We start from the raw sequence: 18299 nt of genomic DNA on the forward strand, positions 1-18299 counted from the left end.
CACTTCTTTGTCTAATTCATGCTTACCGATCGCCATAAGTAGGGGAGAACCATAAGTCTCCCTCTTGAGGGAACATTTCCTGTCTATGGTTGCCCAGTTGCACTGGAGAACACCACCAATCCTTTTACCACCAATCCTTTTACTGCCTACATTAAAACCATATCATTAATATTTCTGGAAAGCTTCCGGGTTTCTACGTTGTAAGTTTACTGAGAGAAATTATTACTGTAATTACCATTACTCTTCAAAATAATTTAATATAAAAGCGAAATTTATGAATTTTGCATAAAGATGTTAAACTGACTCTAGTATTTTTACAGAGAAATCCCATAACATTCTATTTAACGGCTCTTAGGAGTTTTACAGAATCACGTAAGTAAAACGGTTAGGATTTTAACTTCTCTATAGGGAAAATACGAATAAAATATATGACACAAGTAATGACACCAGTAATGACTCAAGTAAATCCTCCATCTCAGCCAGTTATCGGCTTTCCAGTTACCGCCCTACCCTTCGACTCTCAAATGGCTGTGATCATGGAATGGGCTAAGCAGGGTTTAAGCAAAGCAGTTTGCATTGCTAACGTGCATATGCTAGTAGAAGCTTATAAAAACTCCAATTTTGCCACTGTACTGCAAAAAGCGGATATGGTAACTCCAGACGGAATGCCTCTAGTTTGGATGCTTAGGTTGTTGGGAGCCCGCAAACAAGACCGGGTTGCGGGTTTAGATGTATTACAGGCGCTATGCGATCGCTCAACAAAGGCGGGAGTAAAGGTATTTTTCCTGGGCTCCCAGTCAGTGGTTCTTGAGAAAATGCGCGAACGCTTAAATCAAGAGTTTCCTGACCTCCAGATTGCGGGAATGGAACCCTTGCCATTTCGTCCCATGACTCCAGCGGAAGACGAAGCTCTCGTAGAAATGCTTAACCAAAGTGGAGCGGGAATCGTATTTGTGTGCTTGGGTTGTCCGAAGCAAGAAATTTGGATGGCTAACCATAAAGACCGTGTAAATGCGGTAATGATTGGATTAGGTGGTGCTTTCCCAGTTTATGCTGGACTCCACAAACGGGCTCCTGGTTTTGTGCGATCGGCTGGCTTTGAATGGCTCTATCGTTTATTACAAGAACCACGTCGGCTTTGGGGACGTTACAGCAGCACCATCCCAATCTTCATGTGGTTAGCTTGCAAGCAGTTGTTGACCGCGCAACGCCAGCAACTCCTAGAAGAATATAACGATGCAACAGTTTAAGAAGTTTAGAGCCTGTCCTGAATATTGAGAAGCACTCAGGGTGCAATCATATTTGGCTCTGACTTCCACAAGATGGGAAAAAAGGAAACGGATATGTAGTAATACAACCAAATACCAATATCAGTGATAATTCTTGCGTGCTCTACCGGATAGTAGTTTCTTGCGTACTCTACCGGATATTTGTAGTAAAAAGTAACGTCTAATACAAATCTCTAGATAATGAAGGCTGACAATCTTCATGCAGGTATATCATAACCTTCGCATTATCAGCCCATTAACAGGAGAGCCAAAAATATAGAGTGAAGTTTGATATAAAACTTACTTCATTACATTTATTCTCTCGTTTTTGGTTCATGGCTACTACTCAATCTGGATAAGAGGTAATAAATATGGCTACTCCTCCTGCCAATTTGCAAAAGTTGCAAAAGGCTAGTGAATCTCTCACTGATAAGGAAGCAAAGAAATCAAACAAAAATATAGAAGGTTTCGATTTCTTGCGTGCTATCTTTTCGATTGCAATAGTGGCGCTGAAGAGTAATTTATTTGTAGTCGTAGAAATATTATTTTCGGGTGCTTTTGCCTATGCTCTGATGGCTAAAGTAGCTTATCTAGCAGTTCCAATCTTTTTTCAGATATCCTTATTCTTGCTGTATTTCAAGAGTGAGAAAACAAGTAATTTATATTTGCTGAAAAAGCGCCTACCCAAACTAATCTTACTTTATGGTTTTTGGGTAGGCGCAAAAGTTTTGTATGACGTTTTTATCAAGGGTAATTTTTCACTAATTAATGATGTAACCTCATCACCAAGAAGACTGGTTGAGTTTATCGTAACTGGAGGTCAATCACCTTTCTTCTTTTTGTTTGGTCTAATTTTCTTGAGTAGTCTAGCTGGAATTATAATTGCTTCGTTTAGAAAGATAAGAAGCAATTCGGTAAAGCTCTTTATTAGCTATGGTTTACTATTTGTTTCGTGCTTGCTAATTTTCTCTCTTTCAGTGACTCAGATTGTTGTTGGTAATCTTGGTGGTAATGCGGAAGCAGGAATTGTGCGGTCAATATCAAATTTTGCTTTCTGGGATTATAATCCTCTTTGCTTTTTACCTTATCTGTTTACAGCGCTGATAGTCACCCAAGAGTTTAATGAAGGAAAACTGAAGAATTGGTCTTCCTCTCTTAAGCTAAAGCTATGTGTGTTACTAGCTTCCTTCATCTTCTTCCTGATTTTAGAACTGCATCTATTTGAAAAACTGCTTCACTATTCCAGACTTTCTCTTGTATTTGGTTCTTGGCTCTTACTATATCTTGCCTTGCTATCTCCACTTAAGGCTCCTCCGGCAATCAAGTTTCTTTCTTCATGCTCTTTAGGAATTTATGGATTTCACGTTTTCTTTACTGATATTGTCTTGTCTACTATAGAGAACAACAAGTTTATCAAGAATATTTTCCAGACAGTTTCAGGTTTAGAAATAGCGATCGGGTTTGTAGTTGTTTTAGCTTGTTCCATTGCTCTAACCTTGCTTTTTAAGAGAATTAAAGGTTTGAGAGATTTTGTCTAAATGATTAGGTAATCTAACAGGTATTTTAACCGAGAAGTTTAAACTCCATACTCTTTGCAGCGTAACAATCCAAGCAGGGAAAATGCCAAAAAATACCTGTTCCTTTCTCTGAGCAAATTGTGCCTTTTAGGGAATGGGGAATGGGGAATGTGGAATAGAAAACAAAAAATAAAATTTGCTGGATCTCGGAAGTTTGAGAAGCGCTATAATTATTTCGATCGTTCTAACCTTAATTTGCAAAATTTAAGGATTCTATGAAGTTCGGGCAAGTAATTTATATTTTGTATGAAGCCAAAAACAATTCTGAAAACACTCCTCTGGCAATATCAAAAGAGCCGATTGGGTAAACTAGGCAAGGATTCAGATATTAGTTTACAGGCGGACATCAGAGGTAATAAAAAGAGTATTTTTATTGGCGAAAGTACTACGATATGCAAGTATTCGTCGCTGGAAGTAGATCCGACCGACAATAGCGAGTCTAAGATAGCGATCGGCGATCGCACGCTAATCAGTTCTTTTGTGATTCTCCGAACCTACGGAGGCTCAATAATAATTGGAAATGGTTGTTTTGTCAATTCTTTTTCGGCTCTTTATGGTCACGGAAATTTGATAATTGGCAACAATACTTTAATAGGGCCACAGGTAACAGTTATTCCGGTAAACTATGGTTTTAAAGACCGAAATCTCCCTTTTAGAGAGCAAACGCCAACGAAGAAGGGAATTACGATCGGAGATGATGTGTGGATTGGTGCAGGAGTGACAATTGTCGATGGTTGTGTTATCGGCAATGGGTGTGTGATTGGCGCAGGAGCAGTTGTAACTAAAAGTATTGAACCCTACTCCATTGTTGCCGGAGTTCCGGCAAAGACGATCGCTATACGAGAGTAAAAAAACCAATTTCTGAATTACTAGAATTTGGTTCTCTCGATCGGGAATTATAAGTAGTATCATTAGGCAGTCGATCGATGGATGCAAGCATAAAATTTAACTTTCAGTCAATCAGATACACCATACCCAAGTGGCTGAAACAGCACCAAATAGATAGTTCAATTGCTGTGATTCTTGCCATTGGGTTTGCTATTTCCAGCTACTTGAGCGCTCAACGGATTCCCGATGCAATTCTCACGGATTTCTATGCTCAAGATGTTTGGTTTGGTAGCGACATTCCTACGGTTTTTGGGAATATTACCAGTCTTCAAAGTGACTTCGGACGCAACAATAAACATCCCTTATTTCCACTGTTAGTATTTCCACTTGTCTTCGGATTGGGAAAAATACTTCACATGGAACCTGTTGCTGCTGCCAGACTGGTAACTGCTTTGTTTGCTGGTGCTTGGATTGCAGCGCTTTATGCTTTATTCCGGTTAATGCGCTGTCCGCGATTAGATGCTAGCATCTTCAGCTTGTTAGGTGGAGTTAGTTCGGCTGCGGTTTTTTGGTTTGTGGTGCCGGAATCCTTTCCTTCGGGTTCACTTTCGCTATTGTTGCCTTTACTTCTGCTGCCTTTAGCTGAAATTCAGAAAGTATCTCCGGTTTGGTATGTACTACTTAGCGGGTTTTCCGTAAGCATTACAATTACCAACTGGATGTCGGGACTTCTGGCAACATTTGTGAGCTTTCGCCCGAAAAAAGCAATACAAATTACCCTGGTAACTTTTGTCATTGTAAATGTGCTTTGGATTCTGCAACGGATAGTCTTTACTAATACTGGTTATTCCTTTGCACCTAAGACATTTATAGGTGAAAAGAAGTTTATAACGGCACCAGAGTCCGATAGTGTGTTATCGGCTATTAGCTCATTTTTCTATCAAACGATCGTCATGCCTGCGATCGAATTTAAAGACTCGCCAATCAGACCAGATTGGGTGAAACTAGCTACTAATACCTTAACTCCGGGATCGGGCGGAATCTGGGGAACAGTAGCAGCAATCTGTTGGACGGGACTTCTATTAATTGGGATCTGGGGTTTCTTCACCACAAAACAACAACCCAAATTAAGGATTGTTCTAGGACTGATTATTGTCGGACAATTGCTGATCCATAGCGTTTACGGAGCCAGAGAAACCTTTATTTATTCGCTACACTTCGCCCCATTATTGCTGATTTTGGCGGCGTTTAGTTCCTTAACTCGACTGCGTTTGGTGGCTTTGGTGCTGGCAGGTGTGCTGGTAGTTAGTGCGGGAATCAATAATCGATCGCAATACAACCAAGCCACCGCAACATTACAATACTACGGCACTCCCCAACAACAAGTACAGCAACAAATGCGTCTCCGTCCCGGAGATCCCTGGCTTCGCAATGTGGGTCATATTGTACTAGGAACTCCCGGTAGCCGTCCTGAAGACAAAGCCTACTATGAACCGGGGGGCAGCTTTAGCCCCGTAGCTGGCAGTTTCGGGGTTTCGATCTGGGTGCTAGATAAAAATGGCAACCTGAAAGCCACCAGCGACAATATCCCCCTCGATAAAATCAAGCAACAATTTGCTAATCTGCCCGACAAGCAGATTCCGGGAATTTTTACCACAACAGAATTCTATCAAACCTACTGGTCTGCCCCAAAACCAGGAACTTGGGATCTAAACTTGAAAACCCCGGCTAATGCACAAACTCGACCTGTATTGGTGATTCGCAGTGTGGGGCCAGCAGGCGGCTCCATCAAATCATTAAACTGGGATGGTCAGAGGTTGCTGATCAATAATCGTTGGTCTGTGAAACTGAATCGCACTCCAGCTAAAGTACATCTGGGTAGCGAAACTTCACCGAATTGGATTTCACAATCTTCAGTTGTCAAGCAATGGGAAGATAAATGGGGTTGGGGTTATGCGCGGATCGAACTTGCTCCAGGCGACAATAGCATTGAGCTAGCAAACTTTACTCCTGCGCCGACTACCCTAAACGCGGCTAAAGCCTCGTCGGATCTGGTTTTGGATTTACCCGATCGCCGATTTGCAGAAACCGTTAACGCCCAAGTTGCTCATCTGATGATGGGGTTGGTGGGAAATCGTACCACTCCTAGCGACCCCATAACTTACCCGCTGCCACGTTTCCAAGATGGCGCTTATCAAATGGTTGCTCTGGCGCGTGCGGGAAAATTAGATGTAGCAAAGCAGCTATCCGGTTACTTTGCAGAAACCGACTTTGTGGATGGGATTCAATGGAAAGCGAATGTTCCGGCTTTGGGAATCTGGGCATTGGCAGAGGTTGCCGAGCAAGTGAATCAGCCAGAGTACGATCGCTACCTGTGGCCCCACATTCAGCGTAAAGCCCAGTTGATTATGAATATGCTCACCACAAACCGACCGGGCTACCCAGTGGTGGAAAAATCAAAGGCTCCTTTTGCCGAACAACCAGACTTTCTGGAAACCGATTTGATTGCAGGCAAAATGGACAATCTACCGGATCTGATTACCCTCGATCCCTCAGCAAGTATGATCAGCTATCGTGCTCTGTTGGATGCGGCGACGATCGCCGATCGAGTTGGGCAAAGTCCGATCGGGAAAACCTGGCGTTCCGAAGCTCTGAAGTTACAAGCAGCTTGGGAAGAATCATTTAAATTCGTCTTCGCTACTACTCCTGAAACCTACACTACCAGTTTGTGGCCTAGTGGGATTGGATCTTCTAATCGGGAAGTGTTGACTCAAGAACTGGAACGACGCTGGAATGAATCCCACGATGCTAACGGATCTTTACGTCAACCTGTGACACCATTTCTCAATTTGGCAGAAACTCACCAATGGCTAGTTTTGGGTAAGAGCGATCGAGTCTGGGATAATCTGCAATGGTTTTGGCAAAATCAAGCTTCCCCTGGTTTATATACTTGGTGGGGAGATAATAATTCGATCGGTGAGCTACCCAAGAGTTTTTCCCAATGGCATCGTTATCGCGGTTGGATTAACCCTCCTAACGCTACACCCCATTACGGTAGTGCTGCTCAAATGCTGCTTTTGCAATTGGATATGTTGACTTATGTCGATCTTTCCAAGAGTCAACCAACCTTAGTCATTGGTGCCGGAATTCCTAAAGCATGGCTTAAGCAACCAATCAACGTTAAGGGATTACAAATTGGCGGAAGTTTGGTTAATTGGACTTGGGATGGTAAACAAATAAACGTTGAGATGAAAGGGAAGAAAATGAATGTTCAGCTGGGTTCGGCTTTCCCTGCCAACACACCAGTTAATCTAAACCCAGCGCAAAAAACATCATAACTTTAAGTAATTAAATAGGCACTCCTGATATAGTAAATGTAACAGCAAATTAAAATTAAATTTTTAATTTGCTAAAAGGCCCAACTGCTTAGTACAAGCTGCATTTATTACCAAAGATATCAGGAGACCTATTTTTAGGTATCTACCAGGCTTTAATTGAAGCGTCCAAGGGAAAATCCTGATGTCTGATAAACCTAAACATAAAGAGTGACTTTTGTCCAGAAGATTACTTGGGGTAAAAATCCAAAAGTTATCCAAAGTTTAACAACTCCTAAGTAAATTTCTTGTTGTTTACAAACAGAAAATCAGCGTATGAAATCTCCTTATTTAGCAGCGCTTAGACCCCGCCAGTGGACAAAAAATCTCGTGGTTTTCGCTGCGCCTTTATTTGCTTTTAGTATCAATTTAGAAACAATTTTGGGGAGTTTGCTAGCATTTGCACTCTTCTGTGCTGCTTCTAGTAGTTTTTACTTACTAAATGACATTGTAGATGTAGAAGCTGACCGAAAGCATCCAGTTAAGTGCAAACGTCCGATCGCTTCGGGAGAAGTCAGTATTCCTGTCGCGATCGTCATGGCAATAATTTTATTGGGTGGAGCAGTAATTATTGGTTGGACGCGATCGCGCTGGCTAGGAGCAACTATTATTAGCTATGCTCTACTGCAAGTCGCCTATAACTTAAAGCTGAAGCGGACTGTAATTTTAGATGTAGTTGCGATCGCAATGGGATTCGTCTTCCGCGCTTATGCAGGTGGCGCAGCTACGGGAATTCCTCTGTCTCCCTGGTTCCTGCTTTGTACCGCTATGTTAGCGCTGTTTTTGGGTGTAGAAAAACGTAAAGCAGAGTTAAGGTTGATCAAAATTCGTGGTGGTAAAACTAGAGCAGTTCTGAGACGCTACTCTTTTGGACTACTCGATCGCATGGAGAGTGTCGTCACTAACGGAGCTATCCTAACTTATGCAATTTGGAGTTCCGGCCCCCAAGTTAATGGCGCTTCAACTCCTTGGATGATGTTAACATTGCCCTTTGTAATGTATGGCATTTTCCGCTATCAACTCCTGAGCGATCCTGAAGAAATTGCCCGCAGAACTGAAGGAGTAGAAGAAGGCGATGTCGGTGGTCAAAGCGAAAGACCCGAAGAAGTTTTATTAAAAGATCGACCAATTCTATTAACTGTTCTCGGTTGGGTGCTCATAAGTTTTGCCATTCTCTGGTTTAAAAGTCATGGCATCATCATCAGATAAGTTGTTGTTCTATTCACCAAAAAGTTGAGGATCGAGGTGGGAAAGTACTATTTTCCAAAAACCGAATATCGGTTGGCAACAATCAAACTTGAATTATTAGAAGCCTCTGGAATCAGAGGTGTAATCTTAGATTTGGATAATACCATTGTTTCTGAGGACGATCGGTATTTATCTCCTGGTGCGGAAGCTTGGATTGGGCAAGCAAAACAAGCAGGATTCAAGTTTTATATCCTCTCTAATGGTAAGCGTCTCTACCGAGTAAAATACTGGACTTATCGATTGGATATACCAGCTATTAATCCAGCTAAGAAACCATTTCCCTTTGCATTTTGGAAAGCGATGAAAGCCATGAAACTTAAACCAAAACAAGTAGTTGTGATTGGTGATAGTCGTCATACAGATGTTTTAGGAGCATGGCTAGTCGGTTGTCCCAGCATTCAAGTAGCTACACTTCCCCATCCTTTTCGCTGGTGGGAAAAGCTCTTCGGAAAAAGAGTACAAACACCTTATCCTTTGGAGCACGAACTGGAAGATTTTGATGCAAATTCTTATCCAACTTGAAATGGCAAAAAATCTTTACAAGCTAGATTTCAGCATGGTTTCTAAAACTAATCAGCAAGGACATTAATTATGCCAAGTAATTTTGTATTTTTTATTTTAATCCTGCTCTCAGTTGCTCTAAACAGCGGGGCGCAAACTCTATTAAAACTAGGAGCAGGACAAAATCCTCTGAATATATATTTATTTGGCGGTCTAGCGGCTTACGGAATCAGCACAATATTTTATATTTTGGTTTTAGGCAAGTTTAATTTGTCTGTGGCTTATCCAGTTGTGATTGGATTAACTGTTTTGGCAACTACAATGTCAGGGGCAATGATTTTAGGAGAGAAAGTTTCTTCAGTGGGATGGATAGGAGTGGGATTAATGATTAGTGGGATTGTTGCGATCGCATTTGGCAAAGTTAGCTGAGATACAGGGCTGACAACTGCTTCTCTCCTGCTTGTGGTGGAAAACCTGCTTTCGGGGACATTAAACCTTTCTTCTGTCACTTTGGTCAAAGGAAGTTTCAGCTTCACAAATAGATAATTCTACAAAGTTATCTCGCCAACCTGACAGAAGAGATTTACTTGGTAAAAAGTTGAATAAATACGGTAGCACAGCAATCAAAATTATTAGGTAAAAATTAAGAGAGTTTTTTTTCGTACGTTGCACCAAAGAATAAATTTCCATCAGCCTCCGGTAGTTTTTTTCAGCTGTGTACTTAGCCTCGAACTCAGCCCGCGCCTCCTGACGCATTTGAAGCAATTCTTGTTGATGTTGTAAGACCCATTCCACTTGAGTAGCTAAATCTGTCGCATTACCCGGTTGAAAGCGAAGTCCAGTGCGACCATGCTCAATCAGTTCTGCGATCGCACCAATATTGGCCGCAATCACTGGTGTTCCCTTAGCAAACGCCTCCACTGCCACACGCCCGAAAGTTTCATACCATTTCGAGGGGAAAATCAACACCATTGCTTCTCCCATCAGCGCATGAACTTCTGCCATTGGTTTGCGTCCTAACCATTCAATTTTCGGAGATTTCTGGGCGGCTTTTGCCACCTCACCTGCTAAAGGGCCTTCTCCAACAATTTTCAGCGGCATGGGATTTTTCAGTTGCTCCCAAGCCGCAAGTAAAGTATCTAGTCCCTTTTCCTGCGAAAGTCTGCCTACGAACAGAGCATAGCCGCCCAGCCCTGTTCCCACACCAGGGTCAGGATCGACAAAGTTTGGCTTGACGACAATCTTTTCGGCTGGGAAACCACCCTCAATAAATTTTTCTCGCGCAAACTGGGAAAGAGTGATGTAGAGATCCACCTTCTCTTGCCAAGTTTGCATGGCACGGTGTACCGTTAGCATCGTCGCGGTGACACTACTGGCTGCCAAATTATCGCGATAGCAACTATGCTGCACTCCAGGATAGGGGATGGCTTTCCCAAGACAGTCTTCACATACTTTTCCCTCACGGTAAAATAACCCATTGGGACACAACAAACGGTAATTTCTCAAGGTTTGCACTACAGGCACACCCTCTGCCTGCGCCGCATAGTATACCGAGGGTGAAATTAGGGGAAAAAAGTTCTGCACATGGACTACATCGAAGGCTTTGTCGCTGAGTTTTTGTTTGACAGTGTTGTAAGCTTCCCTAGACCAAACGGTTCTCAGTGCCAAGTTTACTCCATTGATAGCTGGAACGCGATCGTTATTCTCCTGATACACCTCAACTTCGTGACCCATGTGGAGCAATAAACGTTCTTCTAACTCACGGGACTCGTCTTCGCCACCACGAATCTGATAGTTGTTGTGTATGCTCAGTATTCTCACTTCACCCTTCTCCTATAAGTAGAGGTTTGACATCCACTATTGAAGCCATTATTCATTCGTTCAGGTTAATATTCTTTAAGTAACAAATATTAATTACATGAGACTAATAGCTTAATTTAATAAAATTAAATATTTTTATATCTTAGGGTAGAGATTTTCTAAAATTTGAGTCTGTTTACTTGTGTGAAACGCCTGCTTTCGTAAACCCATGAGATATTGGTCTATGGTTTTACCAACTATAAGTGGAATTAAGATGGGTAGAGTTGTTGCGATCGCCCTCAACAAAGTTAGCTCAGAGAGTTTGATGTAAAATCGGACGCACCAAAGCATAAATTTCCATTAATCTCTGGTAATTTTGTTGAGCGGTGTACTTAGCCAGATACTGGGCCCTTGCCTCTTGACGCATTAATTCCCATTGTTGTTGGTGTTGTAAGACCCATTCGACTTGGGCGGCTAAATCTGTCGCATTACCCGGTTGAAAGCGAAGTCCAGTGCGACCATGCTCAACCAATTCTGCGATCGCACCAATATTGGCCGCAATCACTGGTGTTCCCTTAGCAAATGCCTCCACTGCCACACGCCCGAAAGTTTCATACCATTTCGAGGGGAAAATCAACACCATTGCTTCTCCCATCAGCGCATGAACTTCTGCCATTGGTTTGCGTCCTAACCACTCAATTTTCGGAGATTTCTGAGCGGCTTTTGCCACCTCACCTGCTAAAGGGCCTTCTCCAACAATTTTCAGCGGCATGGGATTTTTTAATTGCTCCCAAGCCGCAAGTAAAGTATCTAGTCCCTTTTCCTGCGAAAGTCTGCCCACGAACAGAGCATAGCCGCCCAGCCCTGTTCCCACACCAGGGTCAGGATCGACAAAGTTTGGCTTGACGACAATCTTTTCGGCTGGGAAACCACCCTCAATAAATTTTTCTCGCGCAAACTGGGAAAGAGTGATGTAGAGATCCACCTTCTCTTGCCAAGTTTGCATGGCACGGTGTACCGTTAGCATCGTCGCGGTGACGCTACTGGCTGCCACACTTCCTCGATAACAACTATGCTGCACTCCAGGATAGGGAATGGGTTTGCCCATACAGTCTTCACATACTTTTCCCTCACGGTAAAATAACCCATTGGGACACAACAAACGGTAATTTCTCAAGGTTTGCACTACAGGCACTCCCTCTGCCTGCGCCGCATAGTATACCGAGGGTGAAATTAGGGGAAAAAAGTTCTGCACATGGACTACATCGAAGGCTTTGTCGCTGAGTTTTTGTTTGACAGTGTTGTAAGCTTCCCTAGACCAAACGGTTCTCAGTGCCAAGTTTACTCCATTGATAGCTGGAACGCGATCGTTATTCTCCTGATACACCTCAACTTCGTGACCCATCTGGAGCAATAAACGTTCTTCTAACTCACGAGACTCGTCTTCACCACCACGAATCTGATAGTTGTTGTGTATGCTCAGTATTCTCACTTTATCCTCCAATAATTCTCTAAGTTTACGAGCGAGCTTTCTGTAAAGGAAGAATATTATACTTACCCGCTAGTACTTACTTACAGAAAACTACGGTATATATCCTCCAAAATCCGAGTCTGTTTACTTAAGTTAAAATGATCTCGAACTCGCTGTTGTCCGTTAACACTGCAACTCTGCCAAAGAGTCCGATCGTTTAGAAAGAGCAGAATGTATTCGGCAAGTGTTTTCCAGTCGCGTTCCGGTGCTAGAAAACCAGTTTCTCCATGAGCTACAGCTTGAGGAATACCAGCATGAATCGAGCCGACAACTGGTAATCCCATAGACTGAGCTTCAACTACAACAGTGGGTAATCCTTCTGAATCTCCTGTGGAAGCTGTGACACTTGGTACGGCAAGCAAGAGCGATCGATTCATCCAACTCTTCACCACATCAGAAGGTTGTAGTCCTAGAAACTTGTAGCGGCGCAGTGACTTTGCTGCCAATGCTTCCAGGTTCTCTCTGAGTGGCCCATCACCTATAATTACAAGCTCTACATCGTTCATCTGTTCCTGTACCTGAGCCATAGCCTGAATCAGATACTCACACCCTTTCTTTTCCGCTAATCGCCCTACAAAAAGTACAACTCGCTCACGCGGTATAGATGGATCGGGTGTAAACTTTTCCGTATCCACACCATAGTAATGGGCGATAATTTTGTCAGCCGGAAAACCTTGTTCTATCAGCTTTTCTTTAATAAACTCGGATACAGCAATAAATAGATTCGCTTCACGCTTGAGCGCTTCTCGACGGCGTAGATAAACTCTAGTGGTAATAGACTCCTTTCGCGCATAGTCATCTTTCATTGTGGCATCTAGACCATAAAAAGTGACTATCATCGGCAGTTTCAAGCTTCGCATTAAAGGCAAAGCCAAAGCCCCACACACTCCAAAATGAGCGTGAATCAGAGCGGGATGCAACTGCTGTACTTGCTGATACAGCTTGGGCGCAAATCCCGACACCTTAAACACAACTTCTTCCAAATTACCTACAACTCCACCCTGGTTAATGGTCAAGGTACGCTCTGAAGGCAGAGGTAATCCTTTGACGAAGCGAGAACCAACATAGTAAGGAGTAAATTGCTGCAATCCTTCCCCTTGAGCTTTAATAAAAGTTTCTGAAGGGGGAAGAAGCTTACCACAAAAGAAAACTACTTTTGGATTAAACATTGTTGATTCTCGGAACATTAAGTTTAGCTAAGCTGAATAATGGCATTTCCTATAGTCCTTAACTCTGTTAAGATAGCCTTTCTGCTTACGACTAAGTGAGCGTTGTAAATGGGCTAATTCCTCTTAGTTTTTCGGTAAGCTTGGACGTTAGGAAAAACACTGCCATCCGAAAAAGTAGCCAGAGTGTTAATACCAATGTTAACACCTATCCTCTGCCTAGTTTTAACAGATGGTTGTGGTTTTAACTCGCAACAGCATTAACTCTCAACAGAACTTGCATAATTTTATCAGCCACAATATTACGGTTCAATTGAGTTCTGACCTTCTCTCTAGCTCGCTGAGACATTGAAGATAATGTTGGAAGATCGCCAAGTAGATTAATTACTTTTTCAGCGATTAGCTCAGAGTTAAGTTGATTAACAACAATACCATTAATACCATGATCGACTATTTCAGGCATACCATCATTCGCGGAAACGATGCTGGGGACACCATAATTCATCGCTTCAATTACAAAAGATGGAAATGGATCGCATCTTGCCGGAGCAAGTACCAAGTCTGTTTCCAGAAAAAGTTGACGCATCTGTTCTAAAGATTCTATTTTTCCTGGATTACTTACTCCGGGTTCAAGGGTAGTTAATTGTTTACCAATGACTACCAACTTAGCTTCTGGTATAGCTTTTTTAATATGCTTAAATGCTTCTAGTACCAAGTCACCACCCTTTCGTTCAAAGTCCGAACCATTAAATAAAATCTGCTTGCTACCAAATTTCTTTTCTCCTTCATATAAAGCGTGACGATTCGCAAAGGAACCAACAGCGGTAATTTTATTGGGTGAAATGCCGTAGTCATTCACTAAAGAGGATTTAACCAGTTCACTCATTGGGAAAAGGTGATAGGCTCGTTCGTAAGATAATCGCTCACAATCTCTCCACTCGGAAAATTCTTGGGAGGTAGGCAAATTTCGTTGAGCTAATGCTGCGGTATAGTCTAGATATATGCCATAAGGGATATTTGGTTGCTCCCAAAATGGAGAATACATTCCGAAGACATGAAGCACAAAATCTGGTTGATCTTTGAGTTGCTTAATCCTGCGTTCAGTCTGTCTCGATCTGGTAATAAATCTCTTAGCCGTACTCACTGACCTATTGGCTTGGTCGGGAGAAAGTAGATAGATTAACTTGTTTGGTATTTTTGTCAACTTATTTAAGAAATCGGATTCAAATGGTTTGTCTCCGTATAAGTAACTCAACCGATCGACCCGCGAACGCATTGCTTCAAATAAAGCCTGGTAACGACGAATAAAAACCTGATCGCCTGAAACAAGCATTTTTTGAATTTTCATAGTTTACTTCCTCTTTTGAGACAGGATTTTTATAGTAAAAATTTAGAATTTTGGCTTTCACAAAAGCACCTTCTATCACCGTGACTAGCTAATCATGATTTCTTCAAATTAGCTACCCTATCAACTTAAAAAAATTAACAATTGGCAATTTCTTCGTAGAGTTTCGCAAGGCATTCTCCTTTAGCTTCCCAGGAAAATCCTTCCCTGACCAACCTCTGTCCCGCCTGTCCCATTCCTACTCTAAGTTCGGAATCTTTAGCCAGACAAGTCATTACTTCAGCCAAGTCATGTACTACTTGATCTGGATTATTTGCCGGAACTTTAAACCCAGTTTCTATTGTTACCTGAACAGATGGCCCTCCTAAATCTAAACAAACCACTGGACGACCCGCCGCCATTGCTTCTAAACAAACCCATCCCCCAGAGTCGTGCAAACTGGGATGTAGCAGAACATGACACTCACCAAGCTTTTGTAAGGTTTCATCTCGTGAGAGTCTACCCCAAAATTTAACTTGATTAGTAACGCCCAGTTGCTCAGCAAGGCTTTCTAGGGATTTTCGCTCAGGACCCTCCCCTAAAATCCAATATTGGGCATTTGGCAGATTGGCTTTAGCAAAAGCACGTAATCCCAGGTGAAGTCCTTTCCAATGCAGAAGTCTTGCCATACTGATAAACCTGACAGTAGAAATATCAGGCATGGGGCATTGGGATAAGCGGGAAATTTCTTCTTGGGATAAACCTGATTCAGAAAATACTTGGATGTTTTTCGCACCCATTTGGCGCAGCCGTTCGGCTGTGTCTTCAGTAGTTGCCCGGACTAACACACTTTTCTCTGCTGTCAGGCGTGCAAATGGATCGCTCTCCCCAATCCTATGCGCCAGACTTCGTACTATTTCGTAAACTCTACCACGAAAACTAAAATCTTGCCAAAACGGTTTTGGAGCAGATTCTCCCCCACCAACAGGCCCCCAAATAAACGGGATTGATAAAAATGAGAGAAAGCTGGGCGAAGAGTACCTAACGTAGGTTATGTGATGTACAACGTCAAAGCCTACTTCACTATGCAGTTGGCGGGCCCTGAAGTAGGCGGAAATTTGCCATAGATAGTAATGTAGATGTACACCTTGTAATCCTTGCTTCCACAATCCAGATAAAGGTAGGTCACAATAAACAAATTGGAGTCCTGGAATGGGATTGTTTGCTAGTTCGGCTTCGATGAAGGGACGATTGTCTTCTCTAGTCAGTACCCAGATTTTATGATGTTTGACTAGCGATCGCACCGTGTTCCAGCCAACTCCCGGCTCAGAACCCATACCTGGTCTACAAGCATAAGCGGAAATTAGGATCTTGAGGCTGTTCATTGGCTAACCTTCAACAATACTCTATGCGACTAAAGACAATGGCTAAAATTGCCATCTATAACTTTGCTAATTCTCTAAGACTGTTGTTGTAACTTTGGCAAGGAATTCTGCTGCGGCTTTTGGCGTATATTGAGTCATTAGTTGTTGTGATTTCTTACCCATTGAACTAACCAACTCTGGATCGCTAATCAAACGACTCATTAATTGGGCTAGTTTTTCTGGATCGTAAGGGTCAAAAATGTAGCCATTTTCTCCATCAGCAACTATCTCAAATGCTCCCGCGCACTTGGAACATAGAATTGCTTTTCCGATAACCATAGCTTCGGATATCACCACACCCCAAGTATCTTCTAGGGTGGGAAGAACAAAGACATCGGCAGCACTAAAAAAAGTACCCAGTTGCCCATAGTCAACTCTTCCTAACCACTTGACTCGCTCTGTCAAGTTAGCATTGCCACAGAAGTCTTCCAATTCTTTCCGTTGCTCTCCGTCACCTACTACCAGCAAGGTGTAGTTTTGAATATTTTGCTTTTCCAAGATGGCACAGGCTTCTAATAAAAAATTAAGCCCTTTCCTGGATTCAATACTGCCAACAAAAAGGAAAATTGGTTTCTGCAACTGAGAGACTCTGGGATCGCTGCTTCCAGAGTACTCTAATAAAGCTTTTGGATCTGGTACTTCATAAGGTTTGGCAAAAACGCGATCGACTTTAGCTTTTAGTACTTCTATCAAGTATGCTTTCCCAGCTTGGCTATTCGTAATACAAGCATCTGCTGCTTTCACCATCGCTCGTCTCACAGCTAACCGAGGCGCTGAATTACGATAATCTACACCAGGAGAACTCCCTTCATAAGCAATTACCACCTTCCATCTTCCCACTGGCTTAAACAATAGCGCCAAGACCGTCCAAACACCAAATGAATTGGAAAAGATTACATTAGGCTTAAACTTGAACAGTCGGTTAACAATGTTCAAAGGTAAATAAGTGAAGTTAGATCCGTAACTCGTTGATGAACGAAGAATTGGTATTACCTTATGATCGCCCATTACTTCAACTTTGAAAGAATCTTCCAGCCCTGGAGCATAACCTTTCCACCAACCCGCAAATACAGTTGTTTCTGGAAATATGCGTGTAAACTCACTGAGAGTAGGATGCCAATAAAAGAAAGCTGAGTTTAGTAGCCAAGCAATGCGAGACTTGTTCATAGTGATAAATTAATGCAGCCATAGTAGAGCTACGAAGAGAGTTCCAGGATAAAGACACCTGAAGATTTTTCACAAATAATCCTAGTAAGGCGAATCTTTAACCTGGCAAAAGAGCAAAGTTTTCCCAGGCTTTAAGCATCACTTCCTGTACTTGCACTGTAGCTATCCCTTCTCATATCATAATCAGGGCCTTTGCCTCTTATATAATTTGCAATAGCTCTGACGTAGTGCATCACATTAGATTGGTAAGCTTGTAATTCGCTGCCAAACATGACAACATTTGGGTTAACTGTTTTTCGGACTGTTTGGACTTCGGTTTTTGAATATAGCGGTTTCATATCACTTGGATAATAGTGTGCGGTTAATGATTTCCGGCTGAAACGTGGGTCGCGATTATTGTAAGCTCCATGAATGGTGTATGGGTGCCAGAAAAGCACATCACCTTTGTTAAGCGGAAAACTTTTATATTCGTATCCACCCTCATTAATCAAGTCTCTTATCTGTTTCACAAAGCTGTCGTGGTCAGAAAAATTTGAGCCACTATTCCGTTCAATCACTTTGGCTTTGTGACTACCAGGAAGGACAAAAAAGCACCCCGCATCTTTATGGATATCTTCTAAGGCATACCATGTGGCAACCATATTGCCTGCTGGATCGGAGTCTAAATAGTAGTGGTCTTGATGCTCAATTGTTCCGGTTGATTTGTCGAAAAACATATTTTGCATCATTACATGGCTAGACCTGCCTGATAGTATACTCAGTACATTTGTCACATTTTCATCTACCAGACATTCCTCTGTACTTCGGGAAAAATTATGCCAAAGTTTTAAATTGGCAGGATTTAACATCGAATTTTCGATAAAGCCTTCTGGCGTTAGTTTTGGTTGGATGGGAAGATGTGTATCTTGACTAAAAAATACAAACAATTTGGAATGTTTAATCTTCTCGTATACCTCAATAAATTTTTCAATTTTTGATTGAGTTAGCAAATTTTCAACTACTACATAACCGTATTCATTGAAATATTCCTTAATCGCAGCTTTTTCACCTGCCGAAAACTTTTTAAGTTCCATCACTAAACTCCACTAGTT

14 protein-coding genes are annotated in these 18299 nt (G+C 42.2%); 7 read left to right on the plus strand and 7 right to left on the minus strand.

Features of this window, described 5'->3' with window-relative positions:
• Positions 1–428: 428 nt before the first annotated feature.
• The 7 genes from ACE1CI_RS10575 to ACE1CI_RS10605 all read left to right on the plus strand — a co-directional run bounded on the left by ACE1CI_RS10575 (position 429) and on the right by ACE1CI_RS10605 (position 9225).
• Positions 429–1250, plus strand: a complete 822-nt coding sequence (locus ACE1CI_RS10575) for a WecB/TagA/CpsF family glycosyltransferase (protein ID WP_413264085.1) — start codon at positions 429–431, stop codon at positions 1248–1250.
• A 389-nt stretch (positions 1251–1639) separates the two neighbouring features.
• Entirely contained in the window at positions 1640–2806 is a 1167-nt protein-coding gene (locus tag ACE1CI_RS10580) for an acyltransferase family protein (RefSeq protein ID WP_413264086.1), read from the plus strand.
• A gap of 285 nt (positions 2807–3091) precedes the next feature.
• The gene (locus ACE1CI_RS10585) at positions 3092–3694 is read left to right on the plus strand and encodes an acyltransferase (RefSeq protein ID WP_413264087.1); all 603 of its coding nucleotides are present in this window, start codon (positions 3092–3094) and stop codon (positions 3692–3694) included.
• A gap of 77 nt (positions 3695–3771) precedes the next feature.
• A complete protein-coding gene (locus ACE1CI_RS10590) occupies positions 3772–7011 on the plus strand; it encodes a hypothetical protein (protein WP_413264088.1) in 3240 nt (1079 codons plus the stop codon).
• A gap of 312 nt (positions 7012–7323) precedes the next feature.
• On the plus strand, positions 7324–8256 hold the full coding sequence (locus ACE1CI_RS10595; protein WP_413264089.1) for a decaprenyl-phosphate phosphoribosyltransferase: 933 nt from the start codon (positions 7324–7326) through the stop codon (positions 8254–8256).
• Between the two features lie 36 nt (positions 8257–8292).
• Entirely contained in the window at positions 8293–8817 is a 525-nt protein-coding gene (locus ACE1CI_RS10600) for a YqeG family HAD IIIA-type phosphatase (RefSeq protein ID WP_413264090.1), read from the plus strand.
• A 69-nt stretch (positions 8818–8886) separates the two neighbouring features.
• Entirely contained in the window at positions 8887–9225 is a 339-nt protein-coding gene (locus tag ACE1CI_RS10605; RefSeq protein WP_413264091.1) for a DMT family transporter, read from the plus strand.
• A gap of 60 nt (positions 9226–9285) precedes the next feature.
• Here ACE1CI_RS10605 and ACE1CI_RS10610 read toward each other — a convergent pair whose 3' ends face one another.
• The 7 genes from ACE1CI_RS10610 to ACE1CI_RS10640 form a co-directional block, all read right to left on the minus strand.
• Positions 9286–10617, minus strand: a complete 1332-nt coding sequence (locus ACE1CI_RS10610; protein WP_496615393.1) for a glycosyltransferase — start codon at positions 10615–10617, stop codon at positions 9286–9288.
• A 292-nt stretch (positions 10618–10909) separates the two neighbouring features.
• Positions 10910–12088 (minus strand): glycosyltransferase, encoded by a 1179-nt coding sequence (locus tag ACE1CI_RS10615; protein WP_496615394.1) that lies wholly within the window; start codon positions 12086–12088, stop codon positions 10910–10912.
• 80 nt (positions 12089–12168) lie between these two features.
• Entirely contained in the window at positions 12169–13296 is a 1128-nt protein-coding gene (locus tag ACE1CI_RS10620) for a glycosyltransferase (RefSeq protein ID WP_413263727.1), read from the minus strand.
• A gap of 241 nt (positions 13297–13537) precedes the next feature.
• Positions 13538–14641: a glycosyltransferase family 4 protein gene (locus ACE1CI_RS10625; RefSeq protein ID WP_413263726.1), complete on the minus strand. Its 1104-nt coding sequence runs from the start codon at positions 14639–14641 to the stop codon at positions 13538–13540.
• Positions 14642–14775: 134 nt separating this feature from the next.
• Positions 14776–16002: a glycosyltransferase family 4 protein gene (locus ACE1CI_RS10630; RefSeq protein WP_413263725.1), complete on the minus strand. Its 1227-nt coding sequence runs from the start codon at positions 16000–16002 to the stop codon at positions 14776–14778.
• Positions 16003–16068: 66 nt separating this feature from the next.
• Entirely contained in the window at positions 16069–17208 is a 1140-nt protein-coding gene (locus tag ACE1CI_RS10635; protein WP_413263724.1) for a glycosyltransferase family 4 protein, read from the minus strand.
• Between the two features lie 131 nt (positions 17209–17339).
• Complete coding sequence (locus ACE1CI_RS10640) at positions 17340–18281, minus strand: phytanoyl-CoA dioxygenase family protein (RefSeq protein ID WP_413263723.1); 942 nt, start codon at positions 18279–18281, stop codon at positions 17340–17342.
• Between the last annotated feature and the right edge of the window lie 18 nt (positions 18282–18299).

The organism is Floridaenema flaviceps BLCC-F50 (assembly GCF_041929275.2).
Lineage (GTDB): Bacteria > Cyanobacteriota > Cyanobacteriia > Cyanobacteriales > Aerosakkonemataceae > Floridanema > Floridanema flaviceps.

Bases quoted from the DNA above. Each gene is read 5' to 3' on its own strand.
- ACE1CI_RS10590 (WP_413264088.1), top strand. From the start codon at position 3,772: ATGGATGCAAGCATAAAATTTAACTTTCAGTCAATCAGATACACCATA.
- ACE1CI_RS10620 (WP_413263727.1), bottom strand. From the start codon at position 13,296: ATGTTTAATCCAAAAGTAGTTTTCTTTTGTGGTAAGCTTCTTCCCCCT.
- ACE1CI_RS10625 (WP_413263726.1), bottom strand. From the start codon at position 14,641: ATGAAAATTCAAAAAATGCTTGTTTCAGGCGATCAGGTTTTTATTCGT.
- ACE1CI_RS10635 (WP_413263724.1), bottom strand. From the start codon at position 17,208: ATGAACAAGTCTCGCATTGCTTGGCTACTAAACTCAGCTTTCTTTTAT.
- ACE1CI_RS10595 (WP_413264089.1), top strand. From the start codon at position 7,324: ATGAAATCTCCTTATTTAGCAGCGCTTAGACCCCGCCAGTGGACAAAA.
- ACE1CI_RS10580 (WP_413264086.1), top strand. From the start codon at position 1,640: ATGGCTACTCCTCCTGCCAATTTGCAAAAGTTGCAAAAGGCTAGTGAA.
- ACE1CI_RS10575 (WP_413264085.1), top strand. From the start codon at position 429: ATGACACAAGTAATGACACCAGTAATGACTCAAGTAAATCCTCCATCT.
- ACE1CI_RS10585 (WP_413264087.1), top strand. From the start codon at position 3,092: ATGAAGCCAAAAACAATTCTGAAAACACTCCTCTGGCAATATCAAAAG.
- ACE1CI_RS10605 (WP_413264091.1), top strand. From the start codon at position 8,887: ATGCCAAGTAATTTTGTATTTTTTATTTTAATCCTGCTCTCAGTTGCT.
- ACE1CI_RS10640 (WP_413263723.1), bottom strand. From the start codon at position 18,281: ATGGAACTTAAAAAGTTTTCGGCAGGTGAAAAAGCTGCGATTAAGGAA.
- ACE1CI_RS10630 (WP_413263725.1), bottom strand. From the start codon at position 16,002: ATGAACAGCCTCAAGATCCTAATTTCCGCTTATGCTTGTAGACCAGGT.